This is a genomic window from Acidovorax sp. GW823-FHT05D11, assembly GCF_058795695.1.
This window is the reverse complement of the sequence record NZ_CM179502.1, coordinates 619,202-637,294: the sequence shown is the minus strand read 5'-3', so window position 1 is coordinate 637,294 and position 18,093 is coordinate 619,202. Positions and strand designations below refer to the sequence as shown.

Annotated in this window: 13 protein-coding genes; all 13 read right to left on the bottom strand. The window is 66.3% G+C overall.

Annotated features, from left to right (window positions below; all coding sequences use genetic code 11):
• Nucleotides 1-88: 88 nt before the first annotated feature.
• A complete protein-coding gene (locus AC3RCE_RS02915) occupies nt 89-2,305 on the bottom strand; it encodes an O-linked N-acetylglucosamine transferase, SPINDLY family protein (protein ID WP_492254479.1) in 2,217 nt (738 codons plus the stop codon).
• A 224-nt stretch (nt 2,306-2,529) separates the two neighbouring features.
• The gene (locus AC3RCE_RS02910) at nt 2,530-3,087 is read right to left on the bottom strand and encodes a hemerythrin domain-containing protein (RefSeq protein ID WP_492254478.1); all 558 of its coding nucleotides are present in this window, start codon (nt 3,085-3,087) and stop codon (nt 2,530-2,532) included.
• 7 nt (nt 3,088-3,094) lie between these two features.
• Nucleotides 3,095-3,508, bottom strand: a complete 414-nt coding sequence (locus AC3RCE_RS02905) for a ribonucleotide reductase subunit alpha (RefSeq protein WP_492254477.1) — start codon at nt 3,506-3,508, stop codon at nt 3,095-3,097.
• A gap of 59 nt (nt 3,509-3,567) precedes the next feature.
• Nucleotides 3,568-4,263, bottom strand: a complete 696-nt coding sequence (locus tag AC3RCE_RS02900) for a nitroreductase family protein (RefSeq protein ID WP_492254476.1) — start codon at nt 4,261-4,263, stop codon at nt 3,568-3,570.
• A 22-nt stretch (nt 4,264-4,285) separates the two neighbouring features.
• A complete protein-coding gene (locus AC3RCE_RS02895) occupies nt 4,286-5,617 on the bottom strand; it encodes an NnrS family protein (RefSeq protein WP_492254475.1) in 1,332 nt (443 codons plus the stop codon).
• On the bottom strand, nt 5,614-8,046 hold the full coding sequence (locus AC3RCE_RS02890; protein WP_492254474.1) for an adenosylcobalamin-dependent ribonucleoside-diphosphate reductase: 2,433 nt from the start codon (nt 8,044-8,046) through the stop codon (nt 5,614-5,616). The genes AC3RCE_RS02895 and AC3RCE_RS02890 overlap by 4 nt, the downstream gene beginning before the upstream one ends.
• A gap of 96 nt (nt 8,047-8,142) precedes the next feature.
• Complete coding sequence (locus tag AC3RCE_RS02885) at nt 8,143-8,823, bottom strand: carbonic anhydrase (protein ID WP_218297305.1); 681 nt, start codon at nt 8,821-8,823, stop codon at nt 8,143-8,145.
• Between the two features lie 30 nt (nt 8,824-8,853).
• Complete coding sequence (locus tag AC3RCE_RS02880) at nt 8,854-9,660, bottom strand: peptidylprolyl isomerase (RefSeq protein ID WP_492255353.1); 807 nt, start codon at nt 9,658-9,660, stop codon at nt 8,854-8,856.
• Nucleotides 9,661-9,817: 157 nt separating this feature from the next.
• Nucleotides 9,818-10,552: a respiratory nitrate reductase subunit gamma gene (narI, locus tag AC3RCE_RS02875; protein ID WP_492254473.1), complete on the bottom strand. Its 735-nt coding sequence runs from the start codon at nt 10,550-10,552 to the stop codon at nt 9,818-9,820.
• Complete coding sequence (gene narJ / locus AC3RCE_RS02870) at nt 10,549-11,250, bottom strand: nitrate reductase molybdenum cofactor assembly chaperone (RefSeq protein ID WP_492254472.1); 702 nt, start codon at nt 11,248-11,250, stop codon at nt 10,549-10,551. The genes narI and narJ overlap by 4 nt, the downstream gene beginning before the upstream one ends.
• Before the next feature lie 21 nt (nt 11,251-11,271).
• Nucleotides 11,272-12,795, bottom strand: a complete 1,524-nt coding sequence (gene narH, locus AC3RCE_RS02865; protein ID WP_492245694.1) for a nitrate reductase subunit beta — start codon at nt 12,793-12,795, stop codon at nt 11,272-11,274.
• 23 nt (nt 12,796-12,818) lie between these two features.
• On the bottom strand, nt 12,819-16,622 hold the full coding sequence (locus AC3RCE_RS02860; RefSeq protein ID WP_492254471.1) for a nitrate reductase subunit alpha: 3,804 nt from the start codon (nt 16,620-16,622) through the stop codon (nt 12,819-12,821).
• A 34-nt stretch (nt 16,623-16,656) separates the two neighbouring features.
• Entirely contained in the window at nt 16,657-18,075 is a 1,419-nt protein-coding gene (locus AC3RCE_RS02855; RefSeq protein ID WP_218297311.1) for an MFS transporter, read from the bottom strand.
• Nucleotides 18,076-18,093 lie beyond the last annotated feature (18 nt).

The following is an 18,093-nucleotide window of genomic DNA, read 5'->3' as shown; positions in this document are numbered from 1 at the left end:
CAGAGCAAAGTTGTGGAATTGGCACGCGCTGCGTACGCACCCGTGACGGCGCCAGCCACCGCTGCTCGGGGCTGCCAAGGAGGGAGCATCACACCTCGATCACATCGGGAGGCAAACCCTGGCACAAGCGGTCGTACATGGTGGTGTACGCCGATTCCACATGGCGTGCGAAGAGCCTGGCATCGAACAGCGGCGACACAGGGCCCTCCCTGCGCAGTTTGCCGCGAATATGCCCAAGCTGCGAGGGGTCACGGGCCAGCTCAATCGCCCGCGCCTCGAAATCGCCCTGGGTCTGCGCGATGAGTTCCGGCAGTCCGACGGCGCACAAGAGACTGGCAGCCACGCGGCTCGCGAATGACTCCCCCATGCATGTCAACACCGGCAACCCCGCCCACAAAGCATCGCTGGCGGTGGTGTGCGCGTTGTAGGGCAGGGTGTCCAGGAACAGGTCCGCCAGCCGCAAGCGCGCCAGATACTGGTCCATGGGCATGCGCGGCGCAAACACCAGGCGCTCCGCGGAAATCCCCCGGGCCTGCGCCTCGCGCCGCAAGTTCCGCGCGGCTGTCGGGTTGTCTTCCAGCAGCCACAGCACGCTGCCTTCGACAGCGTGGAGGATGCGCATCCAGCCGCCGAAAGTGGGTGGCATGATCTTGAAATTGTTGTTGAAGCAGCAAAAGACAAACCCGCTGGCTGGCAGACCCACCTCCTCGCGAGTAAATTCGCGCTCCGCAATCTTGCGCCGCGAATCGTTGACCTGGTAGCTGTGGGGAAGGTAGACCACTTTTTCAGTGAAATGGGCCTGGGATTGAGGCGGGATCACCACCTTGTCGGCAATCACGTAGTCCATGCAGTCGGCCCCGGTGGTACCCGGATAGCCCATATAGCTGGCCTGGACAGGGGCACACCGGTGGGAAAAGCAACCCAACCGGCTCGCCATGGTAAAACCCATCAGGTCAATGGCGATATCGATACCGAGTTCCCGAGAGAGACGGGCGATCTCGATATCACTGCGCTCACGGACATCCAGAAAATGATCAAACGCCGCCGCCACGCGCTGGCGCATCCTATCCTGTACGTCAGGCCCCACCGAGAAGGCGAACCACTCGAACCGCTCGCGGTCATGCACCTCAAAGAGCTCGGCGATCAGGTGCGCCATGGGGTGATCTCGAAAATCTGCCGAGTAGTACCCCACGCGGATTTTTCCGTGCCTTGCACGTGCAGGAATGGCGCCCAGTGCCGGAGCAGGAAGCTCGCGCTCGGCCTGGAGCCGCGCCGTCTCCTTGTGAAGCGCGGGCACATCGAACAATGACAACGCAATGAACGGCTCCAGCGCGTGCTTCTGGTCTGTGACTGCCTGCTGCAGCTGAAGGATCTCCTCCTCCAGACCCTGCCAAATGCAACCATTCACCTTCGCCGTGGCGATTTCGCACTGCAGCACAGGAATCGGGGCAGACAGGCGCTGAGCCAGGTACAACTGCTGCAATGCTTCGTCATACCGCTTCATCTCCCGCAGAAGCCTGCCCATGAGGAATCTGGACTCCCCTTGCTGGGGCCGAAGCTCGACCGCGCGGCGGACATCCGCCAGCGCGTTTTCCAGGTTTCTCAGTTGCAGTTGCGCCTCGCCCCGGTTGTTGTATGCCTCTGCGTACTGAGGCTGGAGGGCCAGTGCCCGGCTGAAGCTGGCAACTGCTTCGGCATAACGCCCCAACCGAAGCAAGGCCGTGCCCCGATTGTTGTGCGGCTCCGGTATCTCGGGTGCGCGCGCTATCACTTCGTCCATGCATTCCAGGGCTTCTCCAAACTGCTTCATCTGCAGGTGCACGCAGCCCAGGTTGAAACGCGCCTGCGCATTCCCGGGCTCCATCGCCAGCACGCGGCGGTAGCTTTCCATGGCCTCCGGCAACCGGCCCAGCGTTTGCAGGACGGTTCCGCGGTTGTAGTGCGCCAGCACCAACCCCGGCGAAAGCGCGATGGCCTGGTCGAATGAGGCCAAGGCCTCTTCGTTGCGCTGCAGGCGCAGCAGGGCGTTGCCGCGGTTGAAGTACGGATCAACGTAGTCGGGCTTGAGTGCGATGGCCCGGTCGTAGGCACGAATGGCGTCGGCAGTCCGGTTGGACAGCAGCCAGTCATTTCCCCGCGTGTTGCAGGCTGTCGCGTCATCGGGGAGGGCTGGCTCAGCGGCGACTCTATTGCCCGACACCAGGCCCGTGCCGTAGTTGATCCCGAACTTGAAACCAGGCGGTGTGGAAGATAGGGAGCCCACCTTGAAGGGCTGGCCAAAATGGGGTTTCTTTGCGTCGGTCAAGGTGCGTCCCGGTGCAGATGAGAGAGTGACATCCCGTGATGGTAAACACCTGCACGGCTCCAGTCCCGATCCGCCCTCCACCCGGGTGCCATCGGCCTCTGGACCTGAGAGGCTCCGGGGACAAGGCTCCGCTCGCTCCGTCTAGTCAACCGTTCCGGAACACGGGTACTGCGGCACCCGGCTCAATCACGGCACACGGGGGCGCTGCAGAGGGCACCACCGTGTCAGGCAGCGCCGCGGCGGCGCGCCATCTCCCGCCCCATCCCGTCCAGCGCAGCGGGCTCCAGCAGGTGCAGCGCCGCCGGGTAGGCTTCCTGCTCCTCGCGGCGGATATGGCCTGCATAGTGGTCCGCAAATCGATCAAGGAGCGCCTCCTCCGATTCCGCGAATCCCTGGATGGCTCCTTGTTCCAGCGCCTGGAGCGCAACCCGTGCTGCAGCCCAGTCCGCCACCATGCGGACATGGTCATCCTGCAGGCTGCGCACCAGCGCCTGGACCCCAGGCGCGGCCTGGGCGAGCAGCAGCGGGAAGACGTGGAGTTCCTCGTCTTCATGGTGCAGCGGTGCGGCGATGTCGAAATACCGCAGCACGTCGCGCGCCGCCTGGCGGGCGCTCTCGTCGGCACCCTGCAGGCGCACATGGGCGCGCAGGCGGCCCAGCAAGGCCAGCGAACGCTGCACGCGCTCATGGCAGGCCTCCAGCATGGCGAAGGGTTGCTCGAACCCGACGGCCGGCGCGCTGAAACCGGGGATATGGCGGGCGGATGGGGCGGGCGAGGCCATCTGCGCCTCAACCGAACCGGACGGGCTGTCCCTGCCGGTCGAAGGGTATATACGCCCCATGGGACCCGCCCTTGATCGCATCGACCATGCGTTGCAAGGGCGCCTGGGCATCCGCACTGGTGGGTGCCTTGTCCAGCGTGCCCGACAGGGCTGCTGCGAACACCATGGCCCAGTCATGGCCCGGGGCGCTGAACTGGCTGGCCTCTTCCACCAGCGCACTGAACGAAGGCAGCTCCTGCGGCGCCTTGTCCACGCACATCAGCGGCACCAGGGCTCCGCCCTGCCCCGCTTCGAAGCGGGCACGCTGGGCCGGGCTGGCGTCGTCCGGCAGCTCCACCGCGGCAAACACGAACAGGAGGCGCTGGGGCTCGGGCTGCAGGCGCGCAGCCTGCAGCAGGTCGTCAAAACTGGAAATGTCCATGAAGGTTTCTATGAAATGAAAGGAAATGAAAGGAAAGGAATCGCCGGGCGCGCCCCGCTTCAGAAGCCGGGCAGCACCACGCCCTGCTGCGCGTCGAGCGTGCTCACATAGCTGTCCGCCGCGGGCCGGGCACGCGCGGCCTTGCGCGACTGCACGGTCCCGATGCTGACAAAACACAGCGCCTGCTCCCAGGGGGCCAGCTGGAACAGCCCCCGCAGCCCGCCCGACGTGAGGGCCTTGCCGCTCGTGAGCGCCGACCCATACCCCTGCGCTGTGGCCATGAGCAGCATGTTCTGCACCGCGCATCCCGCGGAAACCTGGCGCTCGGACAGGTCGATGCCGGGGTCGCCGCATTGCCCGTTCACCACCACCAGCATCAGCACCGGTGCCCGGTAGGCCTTCTCGCGCGCCTGCTCGACCTGCGCCAGCGTGGCTGCGGGATCGCGCTCGCGCAGGGCCTGGGCAAACACATCGGCCAGCGCCGGGCGCGCTGCCTCGGGCACCAGCACGAAGCGCCACGGCACCAGCTGGCCGTGGTCCGGTGCGTGGGACGCGGCGTTGAGGATCTGCGCCAGTTCCAGGGCACTCGGCCCCGGGGCGGCCAGCCGCTTGGGCAGGATGGTCTGGCGCGACTGGATCAGCGCCGCGGCCATGGCGGCGACATCCTCCGGCGCGGCGGCCGCGCGTGCAGCGCCATGCGCCGCAGGGGGCGCGGGCCGGGGCGTGTGGTTCAAAGGCCAGGGAATGACAGCCATGGAATATCCTTGAAAAGGTGCTTCAGCCCGGACGGCCATCGGCCCGCACCCGGCCATACCACCGGCCCAGCCGGAGGCCCCACATGCCCATGGTGACGGCCCACAGGCACGCTGCCAGCGGCAGCAGCCAGGCCCACGCGATACCGAAAACACCCGGCACCGCCGACGCGATGCGCAGCACCGTGGCCGCCTGCAGCAGCCAGAACAGCGACCACGCGATGCGGTCGGCGACCAGCGCCCGGCCACTGTGCCCGCACGACACCCGCGTCACCATGGCCAGCATCAGCGACGCCAGGCAGCCCATGGTCAGCGCGTGCAGCGCGCCCAGGCCCAGCGTTCCCAGGCCAAAGCCCCAGGCCAGCCACTGCGACAGGCCTCCGAGCACGAAAGCCAGCCCCAGCCACAGAAATCCGATGTGCAGCATCGCCAGCAGCCGGTTTCTGAGGCTTTGCACCAGCCCCCACACGCAGGCCAGCCAGACCAGCACGCCCCCCACCACCAGCTGCAGCGTGCCGTGCACCAGCGTCCAGGCGGGCCCCGCCCGGGTGGCGGGCAGCCCGGCCCACTCCAGCCAGGCGGCGAGCACCTGCAGCAGCGCGGCGGCGAGCATGAGCCACAGCACCCAGAAGGGCCGCCACGCCTGCACCATGGGCATGGCGCTGGAGGTGAAGAAGGGGATCATGCGGTGCGCCACCGTGACGTAGACCACGACGACAAACCCCCACAGGCCGGTGAACACCCAGGCGCGGGCGAGCGCATGTGTTCCCACGGCAAGGCTCAGCCACAGGCCCGCGAGGCTGAGGCAGCCCAGCGCGCAGGCGCCCGCGACGACACGCGCATGCAATTGGTCCTGCGCCTGGCTCTGGCGCACACGGCCCCAGAACAGCGCCGACATCCACACCAGGCCAACGGCCGCCAGCGCCAGCCCCGCGAGGGCCGCGCCAATCCGCCAATGCGCGCCCGCCAGCCACAGCAGCCAGCCCGCGGCCTGCGCCACCAGGGGTGCGCGCAACGCCTGCGCCGGCAGGGGCGCCACCCCGAGCCATTTGGGGCCGGCCGTGAACAGGAAACCCGCAAAGAACAGCGGGATGAAGCCGAATGCCATCACGACCGAATGCACGAGCGTGGGGGACAGCGCATAGTAAAGGCCCCACCAGCCGGTGGACCTGGCCACCTGCACCAGCGCCCACCATCCCCCCGACGCCACCAGCACCACCATGGCCAGGAAGAAACCCAGCCGGTGCGGTGCCAGCATGAGGTAGCGCCAGCGCCACCGCGTGTCCAGCGCGGCCAGCACCTCAGGCGATGGTTTTCCCGCCGCGGGGCGCACGGGAATGACCGGCCGGGAGGTCACCCACAGGTCCCCAGGTGTCCACACTGCGTGCAGTAGTCGCAGCCGTCCTTGCGGATCACGGCGTGGGCGCCGCATTCGCTGCACTTCTTGCCCGCCATGGCCTGCGGCACGGCCACCGGCGGCGGCGCGGGTTCGTCCAGGGGCAGCAGCTGCTGCACGGGGTCGGCCACGCGGCGCGCCAGGATGTTCTGGATGGCATAGGCCATGGCCGCCACTTCGGAGTCGTGCCACATGGGCACCAGGGTGCCATCGTCCTTGCGGTGCTGCCCCAGGCGCACCGGGCCCCGGTCCCAGGCCACCTTGCGCATGTCGGACAGCGCCCGCTCCAGGAAGCCGCCGCGCGCCGCCAGCGACAGCATGCGCATGCTGGAGGTGATCCACTGCTGCGATTCACCGCTCTGGCCCACGGGCATGAAGAACTCGATGGCGCGGTCCACCGTACCGTTGCCAACCCCCGTGGGCACGGGCAGGAACGACACGATGAGGTACAGCGTCTTGTGGCCTTCCTGCGTCCAGTATTCGAGCTTTTCGGCCACGGCCGAAAGGCCGCCTTGGGGGCGGCTTTCGATCACGGTACGCATGGGGTCCACCGCAGGTGCGGGGGGTGCTACAGATGCTGGTTCAGGCGCGGCATGGGTTTCCAGCACCGATCCCAGGATGGCATTGGGCCGGTAGGTGGCCAGGCCCTTGAGCCTGGCGCGCCAGGCCTGCAGGTACAGGTCCTTGAAACCTTCGTAGGGATAGTCGGCCGGGATGTTCACCGTCTTCGAAATAGCCGTGTCCACAAAGGGCTGCACGGCCTCCATCATCGCAATGTGGCCTTCAGCGGGCATGGCCAGCGCCGAGACGAAGTAGTCCGGCAAGGCCTCCACATCGCCGCCCAGCTCGCGGTACAGCCGCCAGGCGTGGTCTTCGACGGCGTACTCCGAGGTGCTGCCGTCGAACTCGCGCTTCTTGCGCTTGTACATCCACGAGAAAGGAGGCTCGATGCCGTTGGAGGCGTTGTCGGCAAAGGCCAGGCTCACGGTGCCCGTGGGGGCGATGGACAGCAGGTGGCTGTTGCGGATGCCGTGCTGGCGGATGGCGGCCTTGAGCGAATCGGGCAGGCGGCTGGCGAACGTGCCCTCCGACAGGTAGGGCTCGGCCTGGAACTTGGGGAACACCCCTTTCTCGCGCGCCAGGTCTACCGAGGCGGCATAGGCGGCATCGCGCATGCACTCGGCGATGCGCGCGGCCATGGTGCGGCCCTCGGGCAGGTCATAGCGCAGGCACAGCATGGCCAGCGTGTTGCCCATGCCGGTAAAGCCCACGCCGATGCGCCGCTTGTCCATGGCCTCGTCGCGCTGCTGCGGAAGCGGCCAGTAGGTCACATCGAGCACGTTGTCCAGCGCGCGCACCTGCAGCGCCACGGCCTTCGTGAACGCATCGAAATCAAACGCGGCCACGCCCCCGAAACCGAAGGGATGGCGCACAAAGCGGGTCAGGATGATGGGGCCGAGGTCGCAGCACCCGTACGACGGCAGCGGCTGCTCGCCACAGGGGTTGGTGGCCGCGATGTCTTCGCAATAGTGCAGGTTGTTGTCTTCGTTGATGCGGCCCAGGAACAGGATGCCGGGCTCGGCGAAGTCATAGGCCGACTTCATGATCGTGTCCCACAGCTCGCGCGCGGGCACCGTGGCGTAGACCCACTGGCCATCGGCGCGCTGGCGGGCTCCCTGGGCCAGCAGGGCAGTGCCGGGGCGTGCCTTGTGCACCAGCTCCCACGGCGCGCTGTTCTGCACGGCATGGATGAACTCGTCGGACACCCCCACCGACACATTGAAGTTGTTCCAGCGCCCCGGCGTGCGCTTGGCCGTGATGAATTCGTGCACATCCGGGTGGTCGATGCGCAGCACACCCATCTGCGCGCCCCGGCGCGCGCCCGCGCTCTCCACGGTGGAGCACGACTGGTCGAACACGTTCATGTAGCTGCACGGCCCCGAGGCCATGGACGCGGTGCCCTTGACCTGCGCGCCCTTGGGCCGGATGCGCGAGAAGTCGTAGCCCACGCCGCCGCCCCGGCGCATGGTTTCCGCTGCCTCGCGCAGCGCCTCGTAGATGCCCGGGAAACCCTCGTCGTCCACACCCTGGATGCAATCGCCCACGGGCTGCACGAAGCAGTTGATGAGCGTCGCCTGGATGTCGGTGCCCGCCGCGCTCATGATGCGGCCCGCCCCGATGGCGCCCGCCTTCAGGTTGGCCAGGAACAGGGTTTCGTACTTTTCGCGGAGTTCTGGTTTTTCGACCGAGGCCAGGGCCCGCGCCACGCGCTGGTACAGCTCGTCGGCGGTGGTTTCCCCGGGTTTGAGGTATTTCTCGCGCAGCACATCCAGGCTGATGGGCTGCAGGGACGAGGTGGGCTTGAGGGGGGGCTGGGGTTCGCGTTTCATGGGGGCCGATGATTTGGGTTTCACGCCAGTGAGGTCTTGCGTTCCATCAAGAGGGACTCATTCCTCGCGGATCTGCCACGAGCATGCCCGACAAGGTCAAAGCTCGTCCAGAAGAACCTGCCCATCATGCTCCACGTACGGATGGTAAGGACCGGTTCCGCTGTTGTCCGCCCGCGAGGCCGGCACAAAACCGCCCGTCTTGACATCAAACACATGGACTTCTCCTTCCTCGATCACATAGTGCCAGCCGTGCAGGCTGATCTGCCCTGACTGCACGCGGCTGCGCACCATGGGGTACTCCATGAGGCGTTCGAGCTGCAGCACCACCGCGCGCTGCTCGGTGCGGCGCAGCACCTCGGGGCCAGCCTGCATCGGCAGCAGGGCCTCGCGCCCCAGGTCCAGCCAGCGGTTCAGGTTGGGCGCTTCGGGCGAAACCTCACCATACATCGCCTTGATAGCCCCACAGTGACTGTGGCCGCACACCACGATGCGGCGCACCTGCAGGTTGAGCACCGCGAACTCGATGGCCGCCGTGGTGCCATGGTGACCGTGAGATCCGTCATACGGCGGGATGAACGCACCCACGTTGCGCACCAGGAAAAGCTCCCCCGGGCCCGCGCCCGTGAGCAGATAGGGCACCAGGCGCGAGTCGGAGCAGCCGATGAACAGGGTGGTCGGGTGCTGCCCTTCGTCCACCAGCGCCTGGAACTGCTCGCGGTACTGGGGAAAGGCGTCGTTGTGGAAGCGGCGCAGGCGATCAAGCAGCTCGTCGGGCATGGGCAGGCAATCGGGTGGCGTGCGGTGCAACTACTGTACAAGCGGCGAGTCGGCCGCGTCCAGCGACACGCCTTCCACCACGGCCGCGCCCGCCAGCACCTGCAGGTACTGGCGCAGGGCGTTCACCCAGGCCTGCTGGCGCAGCGTGAGGGCGATGGCCCGGCGCACTTCCTCGAACGACGGCTGCTGCCCCGGGTCGCGGGCCACCACCTCCACCACATGCAGGCCAAACCGGCTGTGCACAAGGCGTGCGAGCACGCCGATCTCGGCGCTGCCAAACACCTCGCGGGCGAACTCGGGGGCGCAGTCGGCGCGGGTCAGCCAGCCCAGGTCGCCGCCTTGCTGGCCGCTGGGGCAGTTGGACCACTGCGCAGCCGCTTCGGCAAACTTCGCGCCCCCATCGTCCGCGCAGCGCAGGTCGATCAACATGGCCTCGGCACGCAGCCGCAGCTGCTTCACGTCCACACCCGGCGTCACGGCGAACAGTACGTGGCGCAGCTGGGCCCGCTCGCCATGGGCGTGTGCCGCAGGGTGGGCGTCGTGGTAGCGGCGGCAGGCTTCTTCCGACGGGTCGGGGATGGGCAGCTCGCGCTCCAGCAGTTGCTCGATGGCATTCGAGGCCTTGGTGCTGATGGCGCCTTCGACACCCGGCACGTCGTCCTGCGCCAGCAGGCCGCCTTGCTGGGCCGCCTGTCGCAGCAGCTCGGTGCAGGCACGCTGACGCAGGGCCTCCTCATCCAGCCACTCGGCCGTTGAATTCAATGCCACGCCGTTGATGCGCGCCACCGGGGCCTGCCCCATGGGCTGAGGGGTTGCCATGGCGGGCGAATCTGCCATGGCAGTCGCTCCTACCGTGGCGGAGAGCGCCTCGTAGGCGGCCGTCTGCTCCGGGGAGAGCATGCTTTGGGGGGCGCTCTGGCTGGTTGCGCTGGTGCCGCAACCGCAGCTACCGGTTCCACATCCGCTCATGGTGTGCTCCTTTTGTGATGCGAAATCAAGCGCCACGGCGGTCTTGCGACTGCATGTGGCCGGGCGGCAGGTTCAGGCGGCGCGCACGCACCACCTGGTAGGGGCGCAGCACATAGGCCAGCGTGCCAAAGCCGCTCCACACATGCACCAGGCGGGTGAAGGGGAAGATCAGGAAGATGCTCATGCCCAGGAACATGTGCGTCTTGAAGATCCATCCCGCACCGGCCAGCAGGTCGACCGCGCCACTGCGGAACGTGACGATGCGTTGCCCCCACTCAGCCAGGCGCATCATCATGGAGCCGTCCAGATGTTGTGCCGACAGCGGAATGGTGGCCAGGCCCAGCGCCAGTTGCACCCACAGCAGCACCAGGATCAGGATGTCGCTGGTCCTGGAGGTGGCGCGGATGCGCGCATCCGACAGGCGGCGGTGCAGCAGGAGGGACAGGCCCACGAAACCCATCAGGCCTGCAATGCCCCCCGACACCATGGCCATGAGCTGCTTGGCGCCTGCGCCGATGAAGTGCTCATACAAGAAGTGCGGTGTGAGCATGCCCACGGTATGGCCAAAGAACAGGAACAACACACCCACATGGAACAGGTTGCTGCCCCAGCGCAGGCTGCCGGTGCGCAGCAGCTGGGAAGAATCGCTTTTCCAGGTGTACTGGTCGCGGTCGAACCGCGCCCAGCTGCCGATGAAAAAGACAGCGAGGCAAATATAGGGATAGATGCCAAACAACAGGGTGTCAAGCCAGGCGGTCATACGGAGACTCCTTCTGGTGCCCGCTCGGCGCGGGGGGTACGAACAAAATGCAGAGGCTGCGGCTGGTCGGGCTTGGACTGGCCCTGGGTGCTGCAACCGCCAAACGCTTCGGGCTCGGCCCAGGCCTCGTCCATGGGCGGCTCGGGCGTGAGCGCCACCGACTGCACGAGCTGGCCCGACACTTCGAGCACCGCAGCAATCACGCTGGCATAGGGGCTGTTGCGCGCCACCAGCGCGCTGAACAGCGCGTTCAGGATGTGGGCCATTTCGCCCAGGAACTCCCTGGCCACTTCCACCGGCTGGGTGGAGGCGAACTCCAGCACCACCGGCAGGTGGTCGGGCAGCTCTTCGGCTTCGAACTTCAGGCCCGCCTTGTCGTAGGTCTGCAGCAGGTCGATGAGCGCCGGACCCCGGTCGCGCGAGTCGCCGTGCACATGCTCGAACAGGTGCAGCGAGGTCTGGCGGCCCCGGTCGAAGTTGTCCACGTAGCGGGCCTCGGCTTCCAGCGGGTCGATTGCCGCAAGGTGCTGGCACACGGCTTCGAGTTCGGCCATGCGCTCGGGGGTCAGGGCCTGCTCCACCTGCAGCGCGTCGATGAGCTGCGGCATCACGCTGCGCAGTTGCGCATCGGGGTAGCTCAGCAGGTAGCCCAGGGCGCGCAGGGTCAGGCGCACGGAGGTCGGGTTCTTCTTGAACATGGTGATTCCTTTGCCTGTGCTTCAGACCGTGGCTTTGATCGGGATCGTGCGGGGCTTCTTTCCGCCGAACATGCTGGTCTCGGTGGCGCCATCGGAACAGCCGTTGCCAAACGAGAAGCCGCAACCGCCCCGGATGTCGAACGCGTTCTCGGCGTACTCGCGGTGGGCCGATGGGATGACGAAGCGGTCCTCGTAATTGGCAATCGCCATCACGTGGTACATCTCCTCGACCTCGGCCATCGACAGGCCGGCCTGCTTGAGCACGGCCAGGTTCTGGCGCTGCTCCACGTGCTTGTCGCGCTGGTAGGTGCGCATGGCCAGCATGCGCTCGAGCGCCCGCACCACGGGCCCCGTGTCGCCTGCGGTCAGCAGGTTGGCCAGGTACTGCACGGGGATGCGCAACTGCGACACATCGGGAATGTCGCCATTCACGCCCACATGGCCCGCGTTGGCTGCGGCCGTGATGGGCGAGAGCGGCGGCACATACCAGACCATGGGCAGCGTGCGGTACTCGGGGTGCAGCGGCAGGGCCACCTTCCATTGCACGGCCATCTTGTAGACCGGGCTGTTGCGGGCGGCGTCCATCCAGCTGTCCGGGATGCCGTCGATGCGGGCCTGGCGGATCACATCGGGGTCGTTCGGGTCCAGGAAGATGTCGAGCTGCGCCTGGTACAGGTCGCGGTCGCGCTCCACGCTGGCGGCTTCCTGGATGCGGTCTGCGTCGTACAACAGCACGCCCAGATAGCGGATGCGGCCCACGCAGGTCTCGGAGCACACGGTGGGCTGGCCCGCCTCGATGCGCGGGTAGCAGAAGATGCACTTCTCGGCCTTGCCCGACTGCCAGTTGTAGTAGATCTTCTTGTAGGGGCAGCCCGAGACGCACATGCGCCAGCCACGGCACTTGTCCTGGTCGATCAGCACGATGCCGTCTTCCTCGCGCTTATAGATCGAGCCGCTGGGGCACGATGCCACGCACGCCGGGTTCAGGCAGTGCTCGCACAGGCGCGGCAGGTACATCATGAAGGTGTTTTCGAACTGGCCGTAGATGTCCTTTTGCACATCGTCGAAGTTCTTGTCCTTGCTGCGCTTGCTGAACTCGCCGCCCAGGATTTCTTCCCAGTTCGGGCCCCACTCGATCTTCTCCATGCGCTTGCCAGTGATCAGGCTGCGCGGGCGGGCCGTGGGCGCGGCCTTGCTCTCGGGCGCGGACTGCAGGTGGTCGTAGTCGAACGTGAAGGGCTCGTAGTAGTCGTCGATCTGCGGCAGGTTGGGGTTGGCGAAGATGCGCATGAGCAGCTTCCACTTGCCGCCCTGGCGGGGGGCGATGGAGCCGTCGGGGCTGCGTACCCAGCCACCGTTCCACTTGTCCTGGTTTTCCCATTCCTTGGGGTAGCCAATGCCGGGCTTGGTTTCTACGTTGTTGAACCAGGCGTATTCCACCCCGGGGCGGCTGGTCCAGACGTTCTTGCAGGTGACGGAACAGGTGTGGCAACCAATGCACTTGTCCAGGTTCAGCACCATGCCGATTTGTGCGCGAATTTTCATCGTGTTTCTCCTTGTCTTCGGCTTCAGGCGTGGGCTGCCGTGCTGGACACGGGCTCATCGTCGAGCCAGTCCACGCGGTCCATCTTGCGCACCAGCACGAACTCGTCGCGGTTGGTGCCGATGGTTCCGTAGTAGTTGAAGCCGTAGCTGTACTGCGCGTAGCCACCAATCATGTGGGTGGGTTTGAGCACGATGCGGGTGACCGAGTTGTGGATGCCGCCGCGCGTGCCGGTGATCTCGGAGCCGGGGGTGTTGATGATCTTCTCTTGCGAGTGGTACATCATCACCATGCCGGGGTTCACGCGCTGGCTCACCACCGCGCGGGCCGCGATGGCGCCGTTGGCGTTGAAGAGTTCGACCCAGTCGTTGTCCACGATGCCGGCGACCTTGGCGTCGTCTTCGCTCAGCCACACCACCGAGCCGCCCCGGTTGAGCGTGAGCATCATCAGGTTGTCGCTGTACGTGCTGTGGATGCCCCACTTCTGGTGCGGCGTGATGAAGTTCAGCTGGATTTCCTTGTTGCCGTTGGGCTTCTTGCCTTCGACCTCGTGCAGCGTCTTCAGGTGCACCGGTGGGCGGTAGCTCACAAAGCCTTCACCGAAGTCACGCATCCACGGGTGGTCCTGGTAGAACTGCTGGCGGCCCGTGAGGGTGCGCCATGGGATGTACTCGTGCACGTTGGTGTAGCCGGCGTTGTAGCTGACCTTTTCGCTCTCCAGCCCCGACCAGGTGGGCGAGCTGATGATCTTGCGCGGCTGCGCCTGGATGTCGCGGAAGCGGATCTTTTCGTCCTCGCGGTGCAGCGCCAGGTGCACGTGGTCGCGGCCGGTCTGCTTGCCCAGGGCCTCCCAGGCCTTGCAGGCCACGTGGCCGTTGGTTTCGGGGGCCAGCATCATCACCACTTCGGTGGCGTCGATGTCGGTCACGATGCGGGGCATGCCCTGCGTCACGCCTTCTTCCTTCACGCGGCCGTTCAGATCACCCAACTGGCCCACCTCGGTCTGCGTGTTCCAGCCGATGCCCTTGCCGCCGTTGCCGGCCTTGTCCATCAAGGGGCCCAGGGCGGTGAAGCGCTTGTAGAGGTTGGGGTAGTCGCGCTCGACCACCGTGACCTGGGGCGCCGTCTTGCCGGGAATGAGTTCGCACTCGCCGTTCTTCCAGTCGCGCACGCCATAGGGCTGCGCCATTTCACCGGGGGTGTCGTGCATGATGGGCGTGAGCACCACGTCCTTTTCGACGCCGAGGTGACCCACGCTGACCTCGCTCACGGCCTTGGCGAAACCTTTGTAGATCTCCCAGTCGCTCTTGGCCTGCCATGCAGGGTCCACCGCGGTGGACAGCGGATGGATGAAGGGGTGCATGTCGCTGGTGTTGAGGTCGTTCTTCTCATACCAGGTGGCCGTGGGCAGCACGATGTCGGAGTACAGGCAGGTGGTGCTCATGCGGAAGTCGAGCGTGACCAGCAGGTCCAGCTTGCCTTCGGGCGCGTGGGTGTGCCACTGCACTTCCTCGGGCTTGGCTTCGTCCTTGCCCAGGTCCTTGCCCTGCACGCCGTGGGTGGTGCCCAGCAGGTGCTTGAGGAAGTATTCATGCCCCTTGCCCGACGAGCCCAGGATGTTGGAGCGCCACACGAACATGTTGCGCGGCCAGTTGGACGGATGGTCCGGGTCCTCGCAGCTCATCGTGAGCGTGCCGTCCTTCAGAGACTTGACGACGTAATCCTTCGCGTCCATACCCGCGGCAGCGGCATCCTTGGCCACCTGCATGGGATTGGTCTTGAGCTGGGGAGCCGATGGCAGCCAGCCCATGCGCTCGGCGCGCACGTTGTAGTCGATCTGCGCACCGTGGTAGGCCTTCTTGTCGGCCAGGGGCGAAAGGATTTCTTCCATGCCCAGCTTCTCGTAGCGCCACTGGTCGGTGTGGGCGTAGAAGAAGCTCGTGCTGTTCATCTGGCGGGGTGGGCGGATCCAGTCCAGCGCAAAGGCCAGCGCCGTCCAGCCGGTCTGGGGCCGCAGCTTTTCCTGGCCCACGTAGTGCGCCCAGCCGCCACCGCTCTGGCCGATACAGCCGCACAGCATCAGCATGTTGATGATGCCGCGGTAGTTCATGTCGCAGTGGTACCAGTGGTTCATCGCCGCGCCGATGATCACCATGGACTTGCCATGCGTCTTGTCGGCGTTGTCGGCGAACTGGCGCGCCACGGTGATGATCTGCTCGCGCGGCACGCCGGTGATGGCCTCTTGCCAGGCAGGGGTGTAGGGGCGGTCGGCGTCGTAACCGCCACCGGGCTCTTCGCCGGGCAGGCCCCGGTCAATGCCGTAATTGCCCGCCAGCAGGTCGAACACCGTGGCCACCATCACGCGGCCCTGGGCTTCGTGCCCGGCCAGCTCCAGGTGGGACACCGGCACGCGGCGCACCATCACGTCGCCACCTTGTTCGTTGGCCGTGAAGTTGGGCGTTGCCACACCCCCAAAGTACGGGAAGGCCACATCAGCCACGTCATGGGCCTGCGCGCCGTCCTCGATCACCGACAGCTTGAGCTTGACGGTGTTGCCGGTGCGTGCTTCTTTGTTCTCCAGGTTCCACAGGCCCTGGTCGGGGCGGCCGTCGGCCCCCCAGCGAAAGCCGATGGAACCATTGGGCAGCGTGACCTGGCCCAGCTCGTCGTAGCCCACCGTCTTCCAGTCGGGATTGTTGGACTGGTCGAGCTGGCCGGGGAAGTCGCTGGCGCGCACATAGCGGTCGGGCACCATCACCGTGCGGCCATCGGGCAGCGTCTTTTCCTTGAGCACCACCAAGAGCGGCAGGTCGGTGTAGCGGCGGGCGTAGTCGTCAAAGTACGCGGAGCGGCCCTTGCCGCCGTCCTTGAAATAGAACTCCTTCAGGATCACATGGCCCATGGCCATGGCCACGGCGGCGTCGGTGCCCTGCTTGGGGTGCATCCAGAGGTCGCCGAGCTTGGCGACTTCGGAATAGTCGGGCGTGATGGACACCACCTTGGTGCCCTTGTAGCGCACCTCGGTCAAGAAGTGGGCATCGGGCGTGCGCGTCTGGGGCACGTTGGAGCCCCAGGCAATGATGTACGAACTGTTGTACCAGTCGGCCGATTCGGGCACGTCGGTCTGCTCGCCCCAGGTCTGCGGGCTGCTGGGTGGCAGGTCGCAGTACCAGTCGTAAAAACTCATGCACACGCCGCCGATCAGGCTCAGGTAGCGTGAGCCAGCGGCGTACGAAATCATCGACATCGCGGGGATGGGCGAGAAGCCGATGATGCGGTCCGGCCCGTGCTTCTTGATCGTGTACACGTTGGCCGCGGCGATCATCTGGTTGACTTCGTCCCAGGTGCTGCGCACGAAGCCGCCCAGGCCCCGCTGCTTTTGCCATTCGCGCTTGGAGGCGTCGTTCTCGACGATGCTGGCCCAGGCGTCCACCGGGCTCTTGGCCAGGGCGATGGCGGCGCGCCAGTGCTTGAGCAGGCGGCCACGCACCATGGGGTATTTCACGCGGTTGGCGCTGTACAGGTACCAGCTGTAGCTGGCGCCGCGCGCGCAGCCACGGGGCTCGTGGTTGGGCAGGTCGGGCCGGGTGCGGGGGTAGTCGGTCTGCTGGGTTTCCCAGGTGACGATGCCGCCCTTGACATAGATCTTCCAGCTGCAGCTGCCCGTGCAGTTCACGCCGTGCGTGCTGCGCACGATCTTGTCGTGCGCCCAGCGGTCGCGGTAGGCGTCTTCCCAGGTGCGGTCTTCACCGTTGGTTTCGCCGTGGCCCTGGGCAAAGGTCTCGCGGGGCTGCGAGAAGTACGAAAGGCGATCGAGGAAATGGCTCATCGGGGGCTCCTTGTTCTGTCTTGTTCAGGTGTGCTCAGCAAGGCATGGCGGCGTTCTTGCGCGCGTAGTGCCACCAGGTGATGACGATGCAGACGATGTAGAACGCGAAGAACGTCCACAGCGCGGCATGGGGGCTGCCGGTCAGGGCAATCGAGCTGCCATAGCTCTTGGGAATGAAGAACCCGCCGTAGGCGGCCATGGCGGCGGTGAAGCCCAGCGTGGCCGCGCCCAGGGTGTTGCCTTCCTTGTTGGCATGCGCGATGGCGGCCGGGTCGTTGCGGTCCACGCCGCGCATGGCTTCGGTCAGGAAGATCACGGGGATCATGCGGAAGGTGGAGCCGTTGCCGATGCCGGTGGTGAGGAACAGCACCAGGAAACACACGAAGAAACCCGCGAACTGGCCTTCGTTGCCGCCGGGGCCGCCGGAGGGCAGGAAGAACGTGACGCCCACCACCGCGATGGCCATGACGATGAAGTTCCACAGCGTGACGCGTGCGCCGCCGAGCTTGTCGGCCAGCCAGCCGCCAAAGGGGCGGATCACGGCGCCCACCAGCGGGCCCAGCCAGGCGTAGGCCAGGGGGTTCACGCCGGGGAACTGGCTCTTGATGAGCAGCGGAAAGCCCGCCGCATAGCCGATGAACGAGCCGAAGGTGCCCAGGTACAGCACGCACATCAGCCAGTTGTGCTTGCGCCTGAAGATCGCGGCCTGCGCGGCGAACGAGGCGCGCGCGTCGGCGATGTCGTTCATGCCGAACCAGGCGGCAAGCGCCGTCAGCGCGATCCATGGCACCCAGATGAAGGCGGCGTTCTGCGTCCACACCTGCACGGTCTGGCCGTTCTTCACGATGGTCTGGCCTTCGCCGCCAAAGATGCCGAAGATGCCGGCCGTGACCACGAGCGGGCTCAGGAACTGCACCACCGACACGCCCAGGTTACCGAGGCCCGCGTTCACCCCCAGCGCCGAGCCCTTGCGCTCCTTCGGAAAGAAGAAGCTGATGTTGGCCATGCTGGAGCTGAAGTTGCCGCCGCCCAGGCCGCACAGCAGCGCCAGGATGAGCATGGTGGGGTAGGCCGTGGTGTTGTCCTGCACGGCAAAGCCGATGCCGATGGCGGGGATCAGCAACGAGGCGGTGGAGATCGCCGTCCAGCGGCGTCCGCCCACGAGCGGCACCATGAATGAATAGAAGATGCGCAGCGTGGCACCCGAGAGCGCGGGCGCCGCCGCCAGCCAGAACAGCTGGTTGGTCGAATACTTGAATCCGAGGCCCGGCAGGCTCACGGCGACCACGCTCCAGACCTGCCAGATGGCGAAGGCCAGGAACAGCGCGGGCACCGAGATCCACAGGTTGAGCTTGGCGACGGCCTCGCCTTCGCGCTCCCAGAACGACTTGTCCTCCGGAGCCCAGAGGGTGAGCAGGCGCCCCTGGCGCCCGCTGGTGGTGGTGGCAGACATGGTGAGGTTCCTTGAAAA

What these genes read in the sequence shown, in the direction of transcription:
- AC3RCE_RS02880 (WP_492255353.1), bottom strand. Translation starts at nt 9,660, where the DNA reads ATGGCAGATTCGCCCGCCATGGCAACCCCTCAGCCCATGGGGCAGGCC.
- AC3RCE_RS02890 (WP_492254474.1), bottom strand. Translation starts at nt 8,046, where the DNA reads ATGAAACGCGAACCCCAGCCCCCCCTCAAGCCCACCTCGTCCCTGCAG.
- AC3RCE_RS02900 (WP_492254476.1), bottom strand. Translation starts at nt 4,263, where the DNA reads ATGGCTGTCATTCCCTGGCCTTTGAACCACACGCCCCGGCCCGCGCCC.
- AC3RCE_RS02885 (WP_218297305.1), bottom strand. Translation starts at nt 8,823, where the DNA reads ATGCCCGACGAGCTGCTTGATCGCCTGCGCCGCTTCCACAACGACGCC.
- narI (WP_492254473.1), bottom strand. Translation starts at nt 10,552, where the DNA reads ATGACCGCCTGGCTTGACACCCTGTTGTTTGGCATCTATCCCTATATT.
- narH (WP_492245694.1), bottom strand. Translation starts at nt 12,795, where the DNA reads ATGAAAATTCGCGCACAAATCGGCATGGTGCTGAACCTGGACAAGTGC.
- AC3RCE_RS02855 (WP_218297311.1), bottom strand. Translation starts at nt 18,075, where the DNA reads ATGTCTGCCACCACCACCAGCGGGCGCCAGGGGCGCCTGCTCACCCTC.
- narJ (WP_492254472.1), bottom strand. Translation starts at nt 11,250, where the DNA reads ATGTTCAAGAAGAACCCGACCTCCGTGCGCCTGACCCTGCGCGCCCTG.
- AC3RCE_RS02860 (WP_492254471.1), bottom strand. Translation starts at nt 16,622, where the DNA reads ATGAGCCATTTCCTCGATCGCCTTTCGTACTTCTCGCAGCCCCGCGAG.
- AC3RCE_RS02905 (WP_492254477.1), bottom strand. Translation starts at nt 3,508, where the DNA reads ATGGACATTTCCAGTTTTGACGACCTGCTGCAGGCTGCGCGCCTGCAG.
- AC3RCE_RS02910 (WP_492254478.1), bottom strand. Translation starts at nt 3,087, where the DNA reads ATGGCCTCGCCCGCCCCATCCGCCCGCCATATCCCCGGTTTCAGCGCG.